14 protein-coding genes are annotated in these 20386 nt (G+C 38.9%); 1 reads left to right on the top strand and 13 read right to left on the bottom strand.

Features of this window, described 5'->3' with window-relative positions:
• Nucleotides 1-137: 137 nt before the first annotated feature.
• The 12 genes from queG to J4051_RS02335 all read right to left on the bottom strand — a co-directional run bounded on the left by queG (nt 138) and on the right by J4051_RS02335 (nt 16545).
• A complete protein-coding gene (queG, locus tag J4051_RS02390) occupies nt 138-1070 on the bottom strand; it encodes a tRNA epoxyqueuosine(34) reductase QueG (protein WP_208232364.1) in 933 nt (310 codons plus the stop codon).
• Nucleotides 1070-2407, bottom strand: coding sequence for a cytochrome P450 (locus J4051_RS02385; RefSeq protein WP_208232152.1), 1338 nt, complete (start codon nt 2405-2407; stop codon nt 1070-1072). The genes queG and J4051_RS02385 overlap by 1 nt, the downstream gene beginning before the upstream one ends.
• Nucleotides 2408-2505: 98 nt before the next feature.
• On the bottom strand, nt 2506-3531 hold the full coding sequence (ruvB, locus tag J4051_RS02380) for a Holliday junction branch migration DNA helicase RuvB (protein ID WP_208232151.1): 1026 nt from the start codon (nt 3529-3531) through the stop codon (nt 2506-2508).
• Nucleotides 3532-3738: 207 nt separating this feature from the next.
• On the bottom strand, nt 3739-4257 hold the full coding sequence (locus J4051_RS02375; RefSeq protein ID WP_208232150.1) for a hypothetical protein: 519 nt from the start codon (nt 4255-4257) through the stop codon (nt 3739-3741).
• 472 nt (nt 4258-4729) lie between these two features.
• A complete protein-coding gene (locus tag J4051_RS02370; RefSeq protein ID WP_208232149.1) occupies nt 4730-6526 on the bottom strand; it encodes a cytochrome c oxidase subunit I in 1797 nt (598 codons plus the stop codon).
• 34 nt (nt 6527-6560) lie between these two features.
• The gene (locus J4051_RS02365; RefSeq protein ID WP_208232148.1) at nt 6561-7631 is read right to left on the bottom strand and encodes a cytochrome c oxidase subunit II; all 1071 of its coding nucleotides are present in this window, start codon (nt 7629-7631) and stop codon (nt 6561-6563) included.
• Nucleotides 7632-7656: 25 nt separating this feature from the next.
• Entirely contained in the window at nt 7657-8997 is a 1341-nt protein-coding gene (locus J4051_RS02360; RefSeq protein ID WP_208232147.1) for a quinol:cytochrome C oxidoreductase, read from the bottom strand.
• 2 nt (nt 8998-8999) lie between these two features.
• Nucleotides 9000-9581 (bottom strand): c-type cytochrome, encoded by a 582-nt coding sequence (locus tag J4051_RS02355; RefSeq protein ID WP_208232146.1) that lies wholly within the window; start codon nt 9579-9581, stop codon nt 9000-9002.
• Nucleotides 9582-9586: 5 nt separating this feature from the next.
• Nucleotides 9587-10120, bottom strand: a complete 534-nt coding sequence (locus tag J4051_RS02350) for a DUF3341 domain-containing protein (protein WP_208232145.1) — start codon at nt 10118-10120, stop codon at nt 9587-9589.
• A gap of 1 nt (nt 10121) precedes the next feature.
• A complete protein-coding gene (nrfD, locus tag J4051_RS02345) occupies nt 10122-11873 on the bottom strand; it encodes an NrfD/PsrC family molybdoenzyme membrane anchor subunit (protein WP_208232144.1) in 1752 nt (583 codons plus the stop codon).
• Nucleotides 11874-11904: 31 nt separating this feature from the next.
• Complete coding sequence (locus J4051_RS02340; RefSeq protein ID WP_208232143.1) at nt 11905-15183, bottom strand: TAT-variant-translocated molybdopterin oxidoreductase; 3279 nt, start codon at nt 15181-15183, stop codon at nt 11905-11907.
• Between the two features lie 69 nt (nt 15184-15252).
• Nucleotides 15253-16545: a c-type cytochrome gene (locus tag J4051_RS02335; protein ID WP_208232142.1), complete on the bottom strand. Its 1293-nt coding sequence runs from the start codon at nt 16543-16545 to the stop codon at nt 15253-15255.
• Nucleotides 16546-16839: 294 nt separating this feature from the next.
• Between J4051_RS02335 and J4051_RS02330 the strand changes: the two genes are divergently transcribed.
• Nucleotides 16840-17223, top strand: coding sequence for an SPOR domain-containing protein (locus tag J4051_RS02330; protein ID WP_208232141.1), 384 nt, complete (start codon nt 16840-16842; stop codon nt 17221-17223).
• A 342-nt stretch (nt 17224-17565) separates the two neighbouring features.
• On the opposite strand, the gene infB is transcribed toward J4051_RS02330, so the two are convergent.
• Nucleotides 17566-20367, bottom strand: a complete 2802-nt coding sequence (infB, locus tag J4051_RS02325; protein WP_208232140.1) for a translation initiation factor IF-2 — start codon at nt 20365-20367, stop codon at nt 17566-17568.
• Between the last annotated feature and the right edge of the window lie 19 nt (nt 20368-20386).

Raw genomic sequence — 20386 nt, 5'->3', positions numbered from 1 at the left:
ATTAGGTCTGAGGCATTAGGTTTCAGGTGATGGGAATGAGGGACTAGCTCGAACGTACCATTTCAGTACGGGCGGGACATTTTTAACTCAAAGAGTTCAATGTTTTTGGTCCCAATCTTAAATTTCACGACAAAAATTTAATGTTTACGCTTTTGTAGAAATTCAATATTCCTTTTCAATCCCTCAAACTTGGTCCGTTTCACCGGTGATTTTTTAAATAGGTTCTTGAACACATCTTCAGTAATCTCTTCCCAATCTTTTTTGGTCATGGACAACAACTCTGGGTGTGGATTGAACAATGGCTCGCTATGTGCTTTTGAAAAACGGTTCCACGGACAAACATCCTGGCAAATATCGCAACCAAACATCCAATCGTCAAATTGGCCTTTAAAATCGGTGGGGATTTTATCTTTTAACTCTATGGTAAAATACGAGATACATTTGCTGCCGTCAACCACATAAGGTTCGGTAATGGCCTGTGTTGGACAGGCATCGATGCATTTAGTGCAAGTGCCACAATGATCGGTTGTTGGTGAATCATATTCCAACTCCAAATCAATGATCAATTCCCCCACGAAATAAAATGAGCCCACTTGTTGGGTCAATAACAAAGTATGCTTTCCGACCCATCCCAATCCTGATTTGGCCGCCCAAGCTTTATCCAAAACCGGTGCAGAATCCGTAAAGGCACGCCCACTGACTTCGCCGATTTCTTCAGTGATAAAATTTAAAAGTTCTTTTAGCTTGTCCTTGATCACAAAATGATAATCTGTGCCGTAAGCGTATTTCGACACCTTAAAGGTGTTTTCAGTTTGGGTTTCTCGTGGGTAATAATTAAAAATAAGAGATATGACACTTCTAGATCCTTCCACTAACTTAGTCGGGTCAAGACGCTTATCAAAATGGTTTTCCATGTACTGCATTTCGCCATTCATGTTATTTTTTAACCATTTTTCGAGTCGTGGTGCCTCTTCTTCCAAAAACTGGGCTTGGCTGATGCCACAGGAAAGGAACCCGAGACGTTTGGCTTCAGATTTTATGAGTTGGCTGTATTTGGCTTTGTTGTTTATCACTTAGTTCTACTTTCAAATCTTAAAAAAGCGTTCTTAGGTTTTAAAGTAATTAAAGGCGTGATCTCTATGGATTCAAATTCGGCCACTATTTTATAGTTTTTAACCAGTTCAGTGACTGCAATGATCATTTCAAACATAGCAAAATTATTCCCGATACATTTTCTTGGACCAGCACCAAATGGAAAATATTGAGATGAGAATTTTCGTCCGCCGTCTTTAAAACGTGATGGTAAAAACTCGTTTGATCTTTCCCACAATTCCGGGTGACGGTGAATCTCATAAATGGAAAACAAGAGGTTTGATCCTTTTTTAAAGATCATATTATTAAACTCATCGTCTTCAATATTTACCCGATCAATAAAATAGACTGGGGGATATAAACGCATCGCTTCTTCGATCACTTGCTGGCACACTTTCGACGAAGTCACCATAAACATCAAATCTTCAGATTCCTTGGTGATTTGGATATTCTCTTGGTGAATTTTCTCTTGCCATTCTGGATGTTTTGCCAAAAGTTGGAAAATAAAGGTTAGGGCGTTGGAAGTCGTTTCATGGCCTGCGATAAAAAGAATCAAAATTTCATCAATCAACTGTTCTTCTTCCATGAAACTGCCATCTTCATATTGCGCCTTCAATAACATGTCCAACAAATCGCCATGTTTTTCATCAGAATCGCGTCGTGTCTTGACAATGTTTTTAAGGATTTGTCGTGCTTCCCGAGTCAGTTCCAAATGTTTTTCGATGGTGCCACTTGCTTTGAACCACCAGCCCAAATAAGGTTGCCTAAGCTCTCTGACCAACATTTTCTGTGCAGCTTCCGTTATAAATTGTAATCGGCTGATATCTTCAGCGTCTGCAGCACTACTGAATAAGGACTTAACGACAGTTTGGAAGGCGAGATCATTAGAAATTGGAAACATATCAATAGTTTTATCAATTTCAATATGTTCATATTCCAACAGAATGGCCTCGCGGATTTTATCCAACAGATTAGCCAATTGTTTTTTGTGAAATGCAGGTTGAATAAGTTTGCGTTGCTTTTTCCATAATTCTCCTTCAGAAGTCAGCAGTCCTTTCCCCACATATTTGACCAAATCTTCCGTTTGGATTTTGGATTTGGTATAGTTTCTTTGATTCTTTTGAAGGACGTATTCAGCAAAGGCGGCATCACGCGAAAAAATGATTTCAGTAGAGAGACCGATTTTTAATTTGAAGGTATCGCCCTTTGCAGTGAAATTGGCATGGTGAAAATTCAATGGATTTTTCAGGATCTCCAAAGAATGCTTTATAAAACTAATTAAAGGAACAGAAGGAATTTCTTTATTTGTAGCCATTGCTTTGGGTTTGTTTCAGACAGCTGTCAACCTATCGGGATCACGAATATCCACAAAATATTATAGATTTATTAGAGGTGATTTTTCTCTTGAAAAATTTAAGGGAACAATCCCCCTTGAATACTGTCCTTTATCTTTCCAAGATGTTTGTATGCCAATTCGGTCACTTCCCTTCCACGCGGGGTGCGCATGATAAACCCTTCTTGTATTAAAAACGGTTCATAAACTTCTTCAATGGTTTCAGCACTCTCACTAACGGCAGTAGCCAAGGTACTAATGCCTACAGGTCCGCCTTTGAACTTCTCAATAATGGTCATCAAAATCTTGTTGTCCATTTCATCCAATCCGTGCGCATCCACATTCAAGGCTTTAAGTGCGAATTTGGCAATGGTAATATCAATACTGCCATTCCCTTTTATTTGTGCAAAATCACGCACACGACGTAACAAGGCGTTCGAAATTCTTGGTGTACCCCTACTTCTACCCGCAATTTCCACGGCAGCTTCCATAGAAATAGGAACGTTTAGTATAGACGCACTACGCTGAGTGATGGTTGTCAATAATTCGGTGTTATAATATTGCAATCTGCTTTGGATGCCGAACCGGGCGCGCATTGGCGAAGTCAATAACCCGGAACGGGTTGTGGCGCCTATTAATGTAAACGGATTCAAGTTGATTTGAACTGTTCTGGCATTTGGCCCCGACTCAATCATGATATCGATTTTGTAGTCTTCCATAGCGGAATACAAATACTCCTCGACTATTGGACTTAGACGATGTATTTCATCAATGAATAATACATCACGTTCATCGAGGTTGGTCAGAAGCCCTGCAAGATCGCCTGGTTTGTCCAAAACAGGTCCTGAGGTTACTTTAATGCCAACGCCCAATTCGCTCGCTAAAATGTGTGCTAAAGTGGTTTTCCCGAGACCTGGAGGCCCATGAAACAAGGTATGATCCAAAGCTTCCTCCCTCTGGTTGGCAGCTTCTACGAATATCTTTAAATTATCCAACACCTGCTCCTGACCTGTAAAATCATCAAAGGATAAGGGTCTTAATTTCTTTTCAACATCAAATTCTTCTGGTGAAAAGTTGTCGTTGGATGGGTTTAGGTTATCGTTCATACTCATTCCTGCGAAGGCAGGAATCTCATTTTAAGTTAATATTATTATCGCTCGGCTCGTATCCAATTGATAGAAAACAAAGATAACGAATAAGGAAGATTATTAAAGAAGGATTTTGAATGTATTACATGGTTAAATAAAAAATCCTCTCGTTTGGAAAGGATTTTATTCAAATAATTTACTTAGACAAAATTATGCATCAGGATATCAAGGTTCTGAAATCGTGGTTCTTTTACAATCGCCAGGAACATCATTTCTTACACAAGGCGTACAATAATCTCCATTTGGAATACATCCACCTCCATCAGCACAACGTTTAGTTTCGCATACAGTTCGTCCTGTTATATATTGATCATTATCATTTTTTATTAAAGCTATTGTAGAAACGATATCATCTTCTGAATAAAAACGCAAATAATGAAAATCATCAATAGTAATAATCTCAAAAGATTTTGGTTTTAATTCTTCATTATGTAGCATGGAAAACATAATAAATGTTTCCATTACTTTTTGTTTTGAAACTCCTAATTCTACAACGCCATTATTATCATAACCAATAGCAGTATTAGTTAATTCATCAAAATTATACGCTGATCGTGCATTAACAGTAAAATTTTCTTCAGCTTTTTCCGTTGCTATAACGTTGGGATCTTCAGATTTTAAAGTTTCATTTCCACAAGAAAAAAACAATAAAAACGATAAGAATAAAGTCAAATGTTTTTTCATATTTCTCTAATTTTCAGGTTATTACGTTAAATTCAAACATACAAAATAAAACATTGAAAACCAAAAACAAGTTAGGATAATACTTATGATGAATTTTTAAAATGATGCAATCATCAATAAAAAGCCCTTCATATTCAGAAAGGCTTTTGATATAATCTATTCCCGCGCGTGCTGTCTGCCGATAGGTAAACGGGAATCTCTTATTCAAAAACAATAATATAAAGCGAAAAAAACCGAAAAAGACCTTCAGAATGATAGGATCATTCCGACAAATTCCCGCGAAAGCGGGAATCTCATGTACAAAAAGACCAAATTAATAGATAGAATAACACGAACGAAAAAGACCTCCAGAAAGATAGTGCAATCCGGAGGTCTGTGAATATTTATGATGAGATTCCTGCCTACGCAGGAATGGATTCTGAGATTAGCTACGCTGAACCTAAAGGTTTCCTGCCTTCGCAGGAATTGGTGATTAATGCTGCAACTCCTCTTCACCTTCCTTTAAAGGAACGTTCTGCGGTACAAAGTCATCATCATGTCCTGGTTTGCTATAGTCATAAGACCAACGGTATACATGAGGAATTTCTCCTGGCCAGTTGCCGTGTATATGTTTTACAGGCGTAGTCCATTCCAATGTCGTCGATCTCCAAGGATTCATGGTTGCTTTTTTACCATAGAAAATACTAACGAAGAAGTTATATAAATAAACGAGCTGAATTGCTCCACCAATTAATGCAAATACGGTAATTACAATATTCACATCCGTCATATCATCAAATAATGGGAATGCTGAGTTGGTGTAATAACGTCTTGGCAATCCGGCCATACCGATAAAATGCATTGGAAAGAATACTCCGTATGCGGAGATAGCCGTAATCCAGAAGTGAATATAACCTAAGTTTTTATTCATCATTCTACCAAACATTTTAGGATACCAGTGGTATATTCCTGCAAACATTCCGTAGATAGCTGAAATACCCATAACCAGGTGGAAGTGCGCAATAACGAAATAAGTATCGTGCACGTTAATGTCTAAGGCACTGTCTCCAACAATAATACCAGTCAAACCACCAGTGATAAACGTTGATACAAACCCAATGGCAAATAACATGGCAGGGTTCATCTGAATATTCCCCCTCCAAATGGTGGTGATCCAGTTAAAAGCCTTTACCGCAGAAGGTATGGCAATCAGTAAAGTTGTAAAAGTAAACACAGACCCCAAGAATGGATTCATTCCTGAAACGAACATGTGGTGACCCCAAACAATAGTGGATAAAAATGCGATCGCCAAAATGGACGCCACCATCGCACGATAACCAAAAATGGGTTTTCGGGAGTTGGTCGCCATAATCTCTGATACTAATCCCATGGCGGGTAAAATCACAATATAAACTTCAGGGTGCCCCAAGAACCAAAATAAATGCTCAAAAAGAACAGGCGAACCACCTTGATAATGTAAAACTTCACCTTGTATGAAAATATCGGATAAGAAGAAGGACGTTCCAAAACTTCTATCCATAATCAATAATAAGGCAGCTGACAATAATACAGGGAAAGATACCACGCCGATGATTGCAGTTACAAAAAATGCCCAAACAGTCAATGGCAATCTTGTCATTGACATGCCTTTAGTACGCATGTTAATAACAGTCACAATATAGTTCAATGAACCCAATAAAGATTGCGCAATAAATAGGGCCATGGATATCAACCAAAGAGTCATCCCCCATCCTGAACCTGGCTGAGCCATTGGCAATGCACTTAAAGGAGGATAAATTGTCCATCCTGCAGCAGCGGGACCTGCTTCAAGAAACAACGACCCCATCATAATGATACAAGACACGAAGAATATCCAATAGGACAACATATTTATAAATCCGGACGCCATATCTCGGGCTCCAATTTGATAAGGAATCAATAGGTTACTAAAAGTTCCACTCAAACCAGCCGTTAACACGAAGAACACCATGATTGTACCATGGATAGTTACCAATGCCAAATATATATCAGCATCCATAACACCACCCGGTGCCCATTTGCCCAATAAAGCTTCAAAAAGAATATTTGGTTCTTCTGGCCATGCAATCTGAATACGGAACATCAGAGACATCATTACGCCAACGATTCCCATGAGGGTTCCCGTAATCAAGTATTGCTTTGCGATCATTTTATGATCTTGACTAAAGATATATTTGGTTACAAAGGTTTCTTTGTGATGATGTCCGTGACCGTCGTCATGTGCGTGAATATCTACTGCGTGTGTTGACATAATCTATATATACTTGTTAAAAACGATTTTATTATTATTTCAATGATTCTTTGAAGGTCTTTTGCTCAGCTATCCAAGCATCATACTCCTCTTGGGTTTCTACAATAATATTCATTTGCATATTATAGTGAGACTTTCCACAAATCTTGTTACAGAGTAAAAGAAAATGGAATTCATAAGGATCGAGTTCTTCTTCTCCTTTAGCCATTAGCTCTTTGCTCTTATCTGCTCTAATATTATTGATATTTTGCACTTTGGAAATCATTTCTGGAGTTTCGCGCATTTCCTTAGTGGTAATGGTTGGTGTAAATCCAAATTTCGTGATCATTCCAGGGACACAGTTCATTTGTGCTCTAAAATGTGGCATGTATGCCGAGTGCAATACATCTTGCGAACGTATTTCAAAAAGCACCGGTTTGCCTACTGGTAAATGCAATTCTTTGACAATAATATCATCTTCAGCATTAGGATCAGCTTCATCAATACCCAATACATTTGCTCTGTCAATATCAATTAATCTCACGTTGGCCATACCTAAAACATTATCCTGACCAGCATATCGCGCGGTCCAACCAAATTGCTGGGCGTAAAGCTCCACAACCATCGGATCAGCATCTTCATCGATATTCATGATAGAGTTCCAAGTAAAGAGACCATAGATGATCAACCCGGCTAAAACAATAACAGGAATAATCGTCCAAACTGCTTCTAAGGTATTATGATCTGCAAAATATAAAGCTTTCTTTCCTTTCTCTCCACGGTATTTATAAGCGAAATAGTGGAGCAAAAACTGGGTGATAATTTGAACCGTAAAAATAACGATCATGGAAATCATCATCAAATTATCAACTTCAGCGCCATGCTCTGAAGCGGCGTTTGACATGAGTGGCAAGTGGCCCCAATACACGAATGAAATAATTGTTATGATGTAAATAAAGGCTAAAAATGCCAACATCAAATAACCATTGATCTTGTTATCGTAATCAGTTGCTATTCCATTATTTGAGGTGTCCGTACTTACTTGGGCCAAATCAAATATTTTGACCATTTGCCAAATGGCAACCGCTGCAAAAAGTACTATAATAATTATGAATAAAGCAGTCATTGTCGTTTCTCTTCTTTATAGGTTATTAATAATGGAAATTTTCACTTTCTTTAATAAATGGATTGCCTTTTGGTGCCAATGGAGCCTTTGTCAAGGACGTCAACACCACAAGCAGGAATAAACCTCCAAATAACAGAACAGATCCAATTTCAGGTATTCCAATATACCATCTATCTCCAACGGTAGCTGGCATAATCATAACAAACAGATCAATATAATGACCCACTAAAATCACAACGCCACCCATCATCACGAACCAAGGAACACGTTTATTATCACTGTTCATCAAAATCAGGAATGGGAATACGAAGTTTAGCACCAACATACCAAAGAAAAGTAATTTGTAATCTTCTATTCGCGATACAAAGTATACGACCTCTTCAGGAATATTTGCATACCAGATGAGCATGAATTGAGAGAACCATAAATAAGCCCAGAAAATACTAAATCCGAACATATACTTTGCCAAGTCATGTATATGACTATTATTTACCATTGGAAGAAGCCCTTTCCCTTTCAAATAGATGGCTACCATGGCAATAACGGTGATCCCACCGACAATCATACCTGAAAAAACATACCATCCAAATAGGGTACTGAACCAATGTGGATCTACACTCATGATCCAATCCCATGACATAATAGATTCTGTGTACATGAAAAACACTAAGAAACCTGCCGCAATTCTAAAGGACTTTTTAAAGTTTCTGTTATCACCAGGTTCGGCGTTGTCTTGAGCGATGGAAAATTTACGCGCAAAATATCTGTACGTACTCCATCCTGCAATAAAAATAATAGCTCTAATAAGAAAAGCCGTGATGTTCAAATATCCTGATTTGTTTTGAATCAATTTATCATCGGCAACCACTTCTGGATTCATCCATATAAATATTTCGTTGTGATGCCCGATATAATGAGAACCCACCGCAAGAAGAATCACAATAATAGCTCCTGGTAACAAGTAAGCAGAAATAGCTTCCATTACTCTGTACAATACGGGTGCCCAACCTGCTTGTGAAGCAATTTGAATAGCGTAAAAGGCAAGCACTCCAAGCGCGATCGTCATAAAAAATAATGCGGACACATACATCGCAGACCAAGGTCTTTTCGCTAATTGTTCTTGAACGTGTATGGCATGACCATCATCGTGAGCAACATCCGCATGGTTTGAAACAGTATTTTCAGCACCTTCGACATGTTCTGAAACAGATGTCTCATTTCCTTCATGTGCATGCTCCTCAACAAGCATTGTCTTAACCTCTTCTAAAGATTTATGAGATGTCATAAAACCATAAGCCACCCCTAATACGCCCAAAACAATTAGGATGATGGAAAATGTCTTTAATCTATTTGAAATTGTATACATATCTATATTGAATCTTTAACAGTCTGACTTCCTCCTAATTCTGATTTTAATTGCATCACGTAATCTACAACTTGCCAACGCTCTTCTTCATTTAATTGGTTAGCATAAGAACCCATGACGTTTTTACCGTAATAAATGGTGTGGTAAACGCTTCCTTGAGTTAAAGCTCTTCCTTGGTCATCAAAGGCAGGTACTCCCAAAATCTTTTCACGTTGCACCAATATTCCTTGGCCATCGCCTTTTTTACCATGGCAAACCGCACAGTAAATATCATATAGTTGACCGCCTCTTGGACCATCAATTTGAGTGGAATCCAAAGGGGACACTAAACTTGCTTTTGCCAAGTTATATCCTTCAATACTGCCATCTATATCAAAAGGTATGTGACCTCTTGCTACAGAGCCTTCGGCTGGCAATTTAGAAGCCATTCCATCAGGTAAAAACTCAACTTCTCCGTAAGCCTCATAACCTATAGGCTCATACATATCTGGAAAAAATTGATAATTAGGTTTCGATTTATTTTGACATGATGCAAAAGAGACCAAAACAACCATCAATATTATTAATTTAAATAAGCTTTTCATGTGTATTAGTGTGCTTTATCAATTAAGGTAACTTCTACTGCTCCTGTATTTCTTAATATATCAAACTGCTCGTCAACATTGTCTCCAGCTGTAATTTCCATTAAGAAATGATCGTCCGTTGTTCTTGTATCTGGGTTTTCCGCTTTTTTAAATGGCCATAATCTACTGCGTAAGTAAAATGTAATCACTAATAAATGCGCCGCAAAAAACACAGTTAATTCAAACATAATTGGTACAAATGCAGGCATGTTCTCGAGATAGCTAAAACTTGGCTTTCCACCAATGTTTTGAGGCCAGTCTTCAATCATCATATAGTCTATCATGACGATAGAAACTACTAAACCTACTAAACCGTATAGAAAAGATGTGATCGCCAATCTTGTTGGTGCCAATCCCATAGCTTTATCCAATCCGTGTACCGGAAAAGGCGTGTATATTTCTTCAATGTGATATCTCTCTGCCCTTACTTTCTTAACGGCGGCCATCAAGACATCATCATCTGTATACATAGCGTGAATAACTTTTGAAGTTCCTTCCATACTATTCTTTGTTATTAATTAATATTTTAGCTTGTCCAGCCCAATCATCGCGTTCTGCTCTTCCTGGGAAGGAAGCGGTAATTTCATCTAACAAGTCATATTCTCGTTTGGTCATATTGCTTACTTGCACGAAAGAATAGATTCCAATACTGTTAAGTACTTCTTCCATCTTCGGACCAATTCCGTTAATTTGCTGTAAATCGTCTTTGGTTTGAGTCGTAGGATCAAAAGCACCTACATTCTCCATCAATTTGCTAATAGCTTCTGGATCGTGGGCTTTTACTATTGGTCTTTCTTCAACAATAGGCATTCCTGCATGAGGATTCACATTATGTGTCCGTGGATCAGTACCCGTACCAACCAGACTTTCTCCAGATTCTCTAATACGTTTGTAACGCTGACCAGATGATTTCAAAATCGCTTTAACCTCTGCCTGTGAAACCACAGGGAACGTACGTGCATATAATAAGAACAACACAAAGAAGAATCCAATGGTGCCTATGAAAATTCCAATATCCACAAATGTTGGTTGGAACATCGTCCATGCTGAAGGCATGTAATCTCTATGCAAAGACGTCACAATAATCACAAAACGCTCAAACCACATCCCTACGTTTACTACTATAGAAATAAAGAAGGAGAACATAATACTTGTACGCAGTTTTTTGAACCACATAAACTGTGGTGAAAACACGTTACAAGTCATCATTAGAAGGTATGCCCACCAGTAAGGTCCTGTAGCTCTGTTTAAAAATGCATACTGTTCATATTCCACTCCAGAATACCAAGCGATGAATAACTCAGTAATATAAGCGACACCAACAATAGAACCCGTGATCATGATCACGATGTTCATCAATTCAATATGTTGTATGGTAATATAATCTTCGAGGCTCACTACCTTTCTCATAATGATCAAAAGCGTGTTTACCATGGCGAAACCAGAGAAAACTGCTCCTGCTACGAAATATGGAGGAAAAATAGTAGTATGCCATCCTGGTACGATCGAGGTAGCAAAGTCAAAAGATACAATAGTATGTACCGAAAGTACAAGTGGTGTTGCCAAACCAGCAAGAACCAAAGACACTTCTTCAAAACGTTGCCAATCTTTGGCTCTCCCAGACCATCCAAAAGCCAATAATGAATAGATTTTCTTTTGGAAAGGCTTTACTGCTCTATCACGGATCATCGCGAAATCAGGCAATAAGCCAGTCCACCAAAACACCAAGGATACCGATAGATAGGTAGAAATCGCAAAAACGTCCCAAAGTAATGGTGAATTAAAGTTGACCCATAACGAACCGAATTGGTTTGGAATTGGCAATACCCAATACCCTAACCATGGACGCCCCATGTGGATCAATGGGAACAATCCTGCTTGAATAACCGCAAAAATGGTCATCGCTTCCGCAGAACGGTTAATTGCCATACGCCATTTTTGACGGAACAATAGTAATACTGCTGAAATCAGTGTACCTGCGTGACCAATCCCAACCCACCAAACGAAGTTGGTAATGTCCCAGGCCCAACCAATGGTTTTATTTAGGCCCCAAACACCAATCCCTGTGGAAATGGTATAAATAATACAGCCAATTCCCCAAAGAAATGCCGCAAGTGAGATAGAAAACACTATCCACCATGATTTATTGGCTTTTCCTTCTACAGGTTTAGCGATATCCACAGAAACATCGTGGTATGATTTTTCACCTAAAACTAAAGGTCTTCTAATAGGTGCTTCGTAATGAGACGCCATAATGCTTTTAGAATTATTTCTTAATTAATAATTATGATTCCGTTGTATTTCTCACAATTGTGTGATACTGAACGTTGGGTTGTGTTCCAATATATTCAAGTACGTGATACATCCGTTTATCCTCTTTCAGTTTTGCAACTTTACTCTCTTTGTCGTTGATGTCTCCAAATACCATGGCTCCTGTGCCACAAGCTGCAGAACATGCCGTTTGGAATTCACCGTCTTTAATTTCACGCCCCTCACGCTTAGCATCAAGAATTGTTTTTTGTGTTTTCTGAATACACAACGAACATTTCTCCATAACACCACGAGAACGTACAACAACATCAGGATTCAATACCATACGACCTAAATCATCGTTCATATTGTAATCAAACTCATCATTTTTATTGTAACGGAACCAGTTGAAACGACGTACTTTATAAGGACAGTTGTTGGCACAATAACGTGTACCCACACAGCGGTTATAAGCCATGTGATTTTGACCTTGACGTCCATGAGACGTTGCCGCAACGGGGCAAACAGTTTCACATGGTGCATGATTACAATGCTGACACATCATTGGCAAGAAAGCTACCTGAGGATTATCAGCTGCAATTTCCATAGCATGCAAAGTACTCTTGATGCCTGTATCGCCTAATAAGCCATCTGCCGCCTCTTTTTTGTCAATATCACCGGTAAAGGTATCTTCAGAAGAATAGTATCTATCAATACGCAACCAGTGCATATCTCTACTTTTTCTAATTTCAGATTTACCTACTACAGGAACGTTATTTTCAGCATGACATGCAATAACACAAGCGCCACATCCAGTACATGAATTTAAATCTATAGATAAATTAAAATGATGCCCAATCGATCTATCAAATTCATCCCATAGATCCACCTCAGTAGAAGGCGTTTCGATATGATTTAATGACACTTTCGGAAGTGGGTTCCAAAGCTCTTTATCTTTGGTATTAAATATTTCAAGGGTGGTTTCCTTAATAATATCGCCTCGACCCATCAGCGTGTTATGCAGCTGTACACAAGCAAATTCATGTACACCTGAAACTAACTTAATAGAAACGTCTGTTTGGGCACTGTTGAAATCTTTATAAAATAGGTAAGCATTCTTACCTGTTTGCATTTCTTCCTTAAGTCCTTTTGTACGCCCGTATCCGAACGATAATCCTAAAGAACCTACTGCTTGACCCGGTTGGATAAGTGCCGGAACGGTCAATGTATGGCCATTCACTGTCAACTCTACCAAGCTCCCGTTTAAGCCACCATCGGCAACATGCCAGTTTTTGATATCCAATCTTTTAGCATCGGTGCTAGATACGGTCAAATAGTTGTCCCATGAGGTCCTCGAAATCGGATCAGGGAACTCTTGCAACCATGGGTTGTTCGCTTGCTTGCCATCTCCCATTCCGGTTTTAGTATAGAGCTGTAATTCCATACCGTTAGCTGATCCCGAAGAAGCTAAAGCTCTTGCAGCATCACCTCCTGAAATAGAAGCTATTGCAGCCTGGCCCGAAGTTGAGGCTGAACCCGAAACTGTTGTGGAAGTCGAAGATGAAGTGACAAATTCGTCCTTATCTTTATCCTTAATACCAACGCCTACGGCAACATCATGTATAATACCACCAACGAAAGTTCTGTCTTTTTGATCTTTTAATTCCGAAGAGGTAGTTGTAGTCGTTTTTGAAGAAGGACCTGATGCCAAAATACCATTGAAACCAGTTGAATCAAATACACCATCATGCAATGCTTGACTAAATGAAGCACCACCAAGCACACCAGCACTCCAGTTTTCCTTAATGAAATCGTAATACGTCAAATCACTGCCTGTCCATTTCAATAAAGCTTGTTGAAACTGACGTGTATCAAATAATGGACGGATAGTTGGTTGAATTAAACCAAAATGTCCCTTTTTAAGTTCCACATCTCCCCAAGACTCCAAATAATGAGGGACAGCAGCAATATATTGAGATTCAGAAGCAGTCTCATCGGCTTTCAACGAAAACGCGATAGACAATTCTGTTTGTTTTAATCCTTCGGCAAATTCATTTGCGTTTGGCAATGTGTATAGCGGATTGACACCGTTCATAATAATTGCACCAACTTTACCAGCATTCATATCTGCTATTAAAGTCATCACTTCCTTATCACTACCTTGTCTTTTTCTGATTGGAGTTTTAGTATCAAACGCCTTACTTCCTAAAGCGGCGTTGATTTCTAAAGCCACTGTTTGTGCGTTGACATCATTGATCCCTGTAACCAAAACAGCATTACTTCCCGCTCTTTTTAGCTCAGAAGCAACTTTTTGGATAGCTTCATCAATATGTGCCGGTAAGTCTGTTGAAACAGATTGCCCCGTAACATAACTATATAATTTAGCTAAGACTTGCTTTTGTTGTGAAGGTGTTGCTGGAATACGTTTATCAGCATTGGCACCTGTTAGAGACATATTCGCTTCAATTTGAATATGTCTTGACATTTTTCCATCTGTAGGAACACGACCTTTCGCATATCCTGATTCAAATCCGCCACCTTGCCAATCTCCAATAAAATCAGCACCCACAGAAACTATTGTAGAAGCTTTAGAGAAATCATAATTTGCTAATGCACGTTCTCCATATTTAGCTTGATAAGCATCCAATGCAGACGATTCGGAAACAGCATCGTAAACCACGTGGCGTACATTGCCATATTTTTCTTTAAAAGCAGAAATCAACTTACTGGTTGATGGACTGGCAAAAGTTTGCGTCAATAACACAATGGCCTTCCCTTCGTTCATTACATCAGTTAACTTCTGATTTGTTTCAGAATCAAATGTTTCCCATGAAATATCAGAACCTTCCTTTTGAGGTCCTTTAACTCTTAAACTATCGTATAAACCTAAAATTGAGGCATGCACTCTGGCATTCACACCACCTTGTGATGTGGCCAAATCATTGTTCTCAATTTTAATCGGACGTCCTTCACGAGTTTTCACTAATACACTTGCGAAATCAAAACCATCAGCAATTGTTGTAGCGTAATAATTAGACACCCCCGGAATGATTTCTTCTGGCTGTACAACGTAAGGAATGGATTTGATAACCGGTCCTTCACAAGCCGCTAAAGATGCCGCGGCTGTACTAAAACCAACATATTTTAAGAAATCACGACGTGTTGTTGAAGACGATTCCAAATTGGATTTGTTGCCTAAAAATTCGTCTGTCGGAATTTCTTCAACAAATTCTCTTTGTTTAAGCGCCTCAACAATAGAGCTGTCTGAGTTTAGCTCTTCAACACTTTTCCAGTATTTCTTGTTTGATGACATATTCTTTAATAGTTATTAGTTGATAGTTAGAGGTTTTTGGTCAAAACCAATCACTGTATCTTTAATTTATTAATAATGACATTTACCACATTCTAAACCTCCCATTTGTGCAACGGTAAGTTTTTCAACACCATATTTCTTGGATAACTGCTCGTGGATCTTGGTGTAATATTCATTATTCTCAACCTTTACGTCAGTTGTTCTATGACAATCAATACACCATCCCATGGTCAATGGCGCAAACTGCGACATGATTTCCATTGATTCCACCGGACCATGACATGTTTGACATTCAATACCCCCAACAGTAACGTGCTGCGCGTGATTGAAATATGCAAAGTCAGGAAGATTATGAATACGGATCCACTTTACAGGCTGTGGTTCTCCTGTATAGCTTTGCTCATCAGGATTCCAACCTGTTGCTGCATATAATTTTTGAATCTCTTCGTTATAATCAACACCATAAGTTTTACCTTCTGCAAAAGTTTCTTCTGAAACTTCAGAAATAGACTTATGACAGTTCATACACACATTCAAAGAAGGTATTCCAGATGTTTTACTTACCCGAGCAGAAGAATGACAGAACTTACAATCAATCCCGTTATCTCCAGCATGGATTCTATGTGAATAATGGATTGGCTGGACGGGCTCATAACCTTGATCGACACCTATTTGCATGAAATAGCCATAAACAAAGTAGGCACTGGTCAACAACAATAAAATAACAGTAACCAAGACCAAGAATTGGTTTTGAGCAAAGGCTCTCCAAACAGAAGCTTTCTTATCATCCTCAATAACAACACCCTTAGCTTCAGCAAAACGGTTTAAAGTACGTCTTACAAGAATCAAAGCCATGGCCAATAAGCCAAACAACAAAGCTAAAGCACCAAGAATCAATTTATTTGAAGTACCGGATTCTCCTCCTTGTCCACCAGCAGCTTCCGCACCAGCTACAGGAGTTGGAGCCTTTTTCTCCTCAGCAGTATAAGCCAAAATATCGCTAATATCCTGATCCGTCAACTGCGGAAATGGAGTCATTGGCAATTGGTTATACTCATTGTATATTTTAACAGCGTAGGGATCACCCGAATTGACCAACCCCATACTATTATGGATCCATTTAGTCAACCACTCTCTATCTAGACCTTCCTCATCAGCTAAAATCTTTTCAATGTTACGAAGAGGAGGACCAGTCATTGGTCCATCTAATTTGTGGCAAGCAGCACAGTTAGCATTATATAATGTTTTTCCTTTGACAGGATCACCATCTTGAGCCTGAAGCGACGCTGAAAACGTAAGTAAAATAAAAAACCCTAAATGAAGAAATTTAGTGGCCAATTTACAGTGTATCACCTGTTTCATATTATTAGTAGAATTATCTTCCAAACTTTGGTACGATTTTTTCATTAAAAAGAAAAAAATACAGTTATAAAATCACTCGCAAAAGTAATACTTAAAGTCGATTTGGGAAATGTTACAGAAGTGTTAATTGATAATTTATAAACATTCTAAATAATAAAATTACGGTTATTTAGTTTAATGATTTCATATAAGGACATTACAAATTAATTTTGATATTTTTGCCGAATGCAATTTGTTTAAAATTGTTCATTTAATATATAAATCAAGATTCTTCACTTAAAGAATAGATACACCATGATAAAACCTATCTTAAGATTATCCTTTTTTACGCTCGCTTTTTTTACGATAACGCTTGCAGTTCACGCACAAGAAGGCATTGTTACTATAGATCAGAACAAAAATATTGACAAGCTTTTAGAGTTCAAAAAGGATTCGCGGAGCACTGTGGATGCTTTTGTCATCCAAGTTTATAATGGCTCAAGGAGTGGTGCTCAAGCCGCCAAAGGTAATATAGCGAGCTTATTTCCTGACTGGAGCAATTCTATTGAGTACGAATCACCAAATTACAAAATTTGGCTAGGCAACTTCAGAACACGTTTGGAGGCGGACCGCGCATTGATGACCGTCAAGAAAACATATCCAGACGCCTTGGTATTGCGCCCTAAAAAGAATAGATAAGTCCATAGACATTGCTCTGTATACTCAAACCACCTTTAATTTATTATCAATCGAGCGTGATTATTTTCAATAATACTACAGTATTTGTGCATGATAATTTAACCAAATACCAATCAGTTTGCTTGGCAAGTATAGCAAATTTGCTTTGTATGACACCAGACTTCACTTATCGAAATTAGGAACCTCGGGGTCTCGCCGGCAAGGACGGGCAAGCTCACGAGGTATGAATAACAGATTATCTTTTCGATCGAGGGAAAGCGCGGGATATTAAAAGCCACTGGTGGGAATAAAAAAAGCGACTCATTTTTCAATGGGTCGCTTTTTTTTTATTATAAATGAAATCTATTTCAATTTCTTTTTCACTTCAACTTCGTGGAATGCTTCAATGACATCATTTTCATAAATATCATTGTAATTCTTTATTTGCATACCACAATCATAACCTTTTGAAACCTCCCTAACATCATCTTTAAATCGTTTCAACGATGATAGTTCACCTGTGTAAACTACAACGCCCTCTCTAATGATGCGGATGCTTGAGTTTCTGAATATTTTCCCAGAAGTCACCATACAACCAGCGATAGTCCCTACTTTAGAAACTTTAAAGATCTCTCTAATTTCAGCGGTACCTGTGATTTCCTCTTTGAGCTCAGGAGACAACATGCCTTCCATTGCATCTTTAAGGTCATTTATGGCATCATAGATAATAGAGTACATTCTGATATCAATTTCTTCCTGATCTGCAATTTGACGCGCATTACCCATTGGTCGTACGTTAAATCCAATAATAATGGCATCAGAAGCTGTTGCCAACAACACGTCACTTTCTGTAATGGCACCAACACCTTTATGTATAATATTTACTTGAATTTCTTCTGTAGACAGTTTCTGGAATGAATCTGTCAACGCCTCTACGGAACCGTCCACATCACCCTTAAGAATGATATTCAGCTCTTGGAAGTCTCCAAGCGCTATACGACGTCCAATCTCGTCTAAAGTGATATGACGTTGCGTTCTCACAGATTGCTCACGTTGCAACTGGGTACGTTTTGCTGCAATTTGTCGCGCTTCACGTTCTTCTGCAAATACGGCAAACTTATCTCCCGCTTGTGGTGCACCGTCCAATCCTAAAATTGAGACCGGTGTAGAAGGTCCAGCAGCACTGACGTTTTTACCACGCTCATCATGCATGGCTCTTACCTTACCACTGTTTTTTCCAGCAAGTACATAATCGCCAACTCTTAAGGTTCCAGCTTGCACCAAAATTGTAGATACATAACCTCTACCTTTATCAAGAAATGCTTCTACTACCGTTCCAACCGCAGGCTTATTTGGATTTGCTTGAAGTTCTAACAATTCAGCTTCTAAAAGCACTTTTTCCAATAAATCTTTAACACCTTCTCCTGTCTTAGCTGAGATATCATGAGATTGGATTTTGCCACCCCAATCTTCAACCAATAGGTTCATTTGTGCTAAACCTTCTTTTACTTTTTCAGGATTAGCAGTTGGCTTATCTATTTTATTGATCGCAAAGATAATTGGTACTCCCGCCGCTTGCGCATGGGCTATAGCTTCTTTGGTCTGTGGCATAATGGCATCATCAGCAGCGATTACAATAATAGCTAAATCCGTTACCTGCGCACCACGGGCACGCATTGCCGTAAAGGCCTCGTGACCTGGTGTATCAAGAAACGCCATTTTTTGGCCGCCCTCAAGCTGTACAGCATAGGCGCCAATATGTTGTGTAATACCACCTGATTCTCCTGCAATCACATTTTCTTGACGAATATAATCCAGCAATGAGGTTTTACCGTGATCTACGTGACCCATAACCGTAACAATTGGTGCACGTGGCACTAAATCTTCAGGATTGTCTTCGACAACTTCAATACTATCTTCCAAATCAGAGGTTACAAATTCCACCTCATAACCAAACTCATCTGCAACAACCGATAAGGTTTCAGCATCCAAGCGTTGGTTCATAGTTACCATCAATCCTAACGACATACAAGCAGAGATAATTTGCGTCACCGGGACATCCATCATCGTTGCTACTTCACTTGCCGTAACAAACTCAGTAACTTTCAACACTTTGCTTTCCGCTTCTTGTTGCTCGATATCTTTTTCAGTCTGCTGACGGTGCTGATCTCTCTTGTCTCTTCTGTATTTCGCTCCTTTTCCTCTGTTGGTCTTACCTTGAAGCTTTTCAAGCGTTTCGCGAACCTGCTTTTGCACATCTGCTTCGCTTGGCTCTTCTTTTACAGTGCTTGTACGACCACCTGGTTTTCCTTTATGAGTTGCTGATCCTCTAGCTCCAAAAGGAGGTTTAGTTCCCGGAGTTGTTGGACCTTTGCTGATCCGACGTCTCTTTTTCTTATTGGCGTCGCCTGCAACAGGTTTCCTCTCTTCTTTTTTCTTTTTAGGCTTATTGAACTGGGAAAGATCTATCTTTTCTCCGGCAATTTTAGGGCCAGACAACTTTTGATATTGAGTTTTCATCAGTTCGTCTTCAGCCTCCACCGTAGTTTCAGTTTTCTCAACTTCTTCAACCTTTTCAGGTTTTTCTGCCTTCTTAACCTTTTCGACTTTTTCAGTTTTCTCAGTCACCTTAGTTTCCTCTTTAGCTTTTTCAGCTTTCTTCGGCACTTCCTTGACTTCTGTTTTATCGGCCTCCTTTTCTAAAGGCGCTACTTTTTCTGAAACTTCAGGCTGTTTTGTAGTTTCAGCTGGCTTCTCTACCTTAGGTTCTTCAGGCTTTGCCTTTTCAACTTTTTCAGTACTTTCAGCCTTTTTAGGATCCAAGTCGATTTTTCCAACCTGTTTTGGCCCTTTAAAAGGTGCTTTAGCTCTTACAACTTGCTTGCTGGCTTCCTCCCTCTTCAACTTCTCTTCAATCTCACGCTCACGTTGCTCACGTAATTCTTCCTTTTCTTTCAACTTAGCCTCACTAACCTCCTGAGAGGCCATTTTTTTATTGGCATCGGTTTGAAATTCATTGGAAAGCACCATATGAACATCATCTGATATTTTCGTATTGGGACTCTTTTCCACGTCGATGCCCTTCGATTCCAAGAAATCGACTGCACGGTCAATAGAAATATTGAGCTCTCTTAATACTTTATTTAATCTAATTGTATCAGCCATAAATTGCTTCTAATATAAC

It is taken from the genome of Gelidibacter pelagius, from assembly GCF_017581925.1.
Lineage (GTDB): Bacteria > Bacteroidota > Bacteroidia > Flavobacteriales > Flavobacteriaceae > Gelidibacter > Gelidibacter pelagius.
Note: the sequence above shows the minus strand (reverse complement) of the source record. Positions and strands in the feature narration are given on the sequence as shown.

What these genes read in the sequence shown, in the direction of transcription:
- J4051_RS02350 (WP_208232145.1), bottom strand. Translation starts at nt 10,120, where the DNA reads ATGGAAGGAACTTCAAAAGTTATTCACGCTATGTATACAGATGATGAT.
- J4051_RS02355 (WP_208232146.1), bottom strand. Translation starts at nt 9,581, where the DNA reads ATGAAAAGCTTATTTAAATTAATAATATTGATGGTTGTTTTGGTCTCT.
- J4051_RS02385 (WP_208232152.1), bottom strand. Translation starts at nt 2,407, where the DNA reads ATGGCTACAAATAAAGAAATTCCTTCTGTTCCTTTAATTAGTTTTATA.
- J4051_RS02360 (WP_208232147.1), bottom strand. Translation starts at nt 8,997, where the DNA reads ATGTATACAATTTCAAATAGATTAAAGACATTTTCCATCATCCTAATT.
- J4051_RS02365 (WP_208232148.1), bottom strand. Translation starts at nt 7,631, where the DNA reads ATGACTGCTTTATTCATAATTATTATAGTACTTTTTGCAGCGGTTGCC.
- J4051_RS02375 (WP_208232150.1), bottom strand. Translation starts at nt 4,257, where the DNA reads ATGAAAAAACATTTGACTTTATTCTTATCGTTTTTATTGTTTTTTTCT.
- ruvB (WP_208232151.1), bottom strand. Translation starts at nt 3,531, where the DNA reads ATGAACGATAACCTAAACCCATCCAACGACAACTTTTCACCAGAAGAA.
- J4051_RS02335 (WP_208232142.1), bottom strand. Translation starts at nt 16,545, where the DNA reads ATGAAACAGGTGATACACTGTAAATTGGCCACTAAATTTCTTCATTTA.
- infB (WP_208232140.1), bottom strand. Translation starts at nt 20,367, where the DNA reads ATGGCTGATACAATTAGATTAAATAAAGTATTAAGAGAGCTCAATATT.
- nrfD (WP_208232144.1), bottom strand. Translation starts at nt 11,873, where the DNA reads ATGGCGTCTCATTACGAAGCACCTATTAGAAGACCTTTAGTTTTAGGT.
- J4051_RS02370 (WP_208232149.1), bottom strand. Translation starts at nt 6,526, where the DNA reads ATGTCAACACACGCAGTAGATATTCACGCACATGACGACGGTCACGGA.
- J4051_RS02330 (WP_208232141.1), top strand. Translation starts at nt 16,840, where the DNA reads ATGATAAAACCTATCTTAAGATTATCCTTTTTTACGCTCGCTTTTTTT.
- J4051_RS02340 (WP_208232143.1), bottom strand. Translation starts at nt 15,183, where the DNA reads ATGTCATCAAACAAGAAATACTGGAAAAGTGTTGAAGAGCTAAACTCA.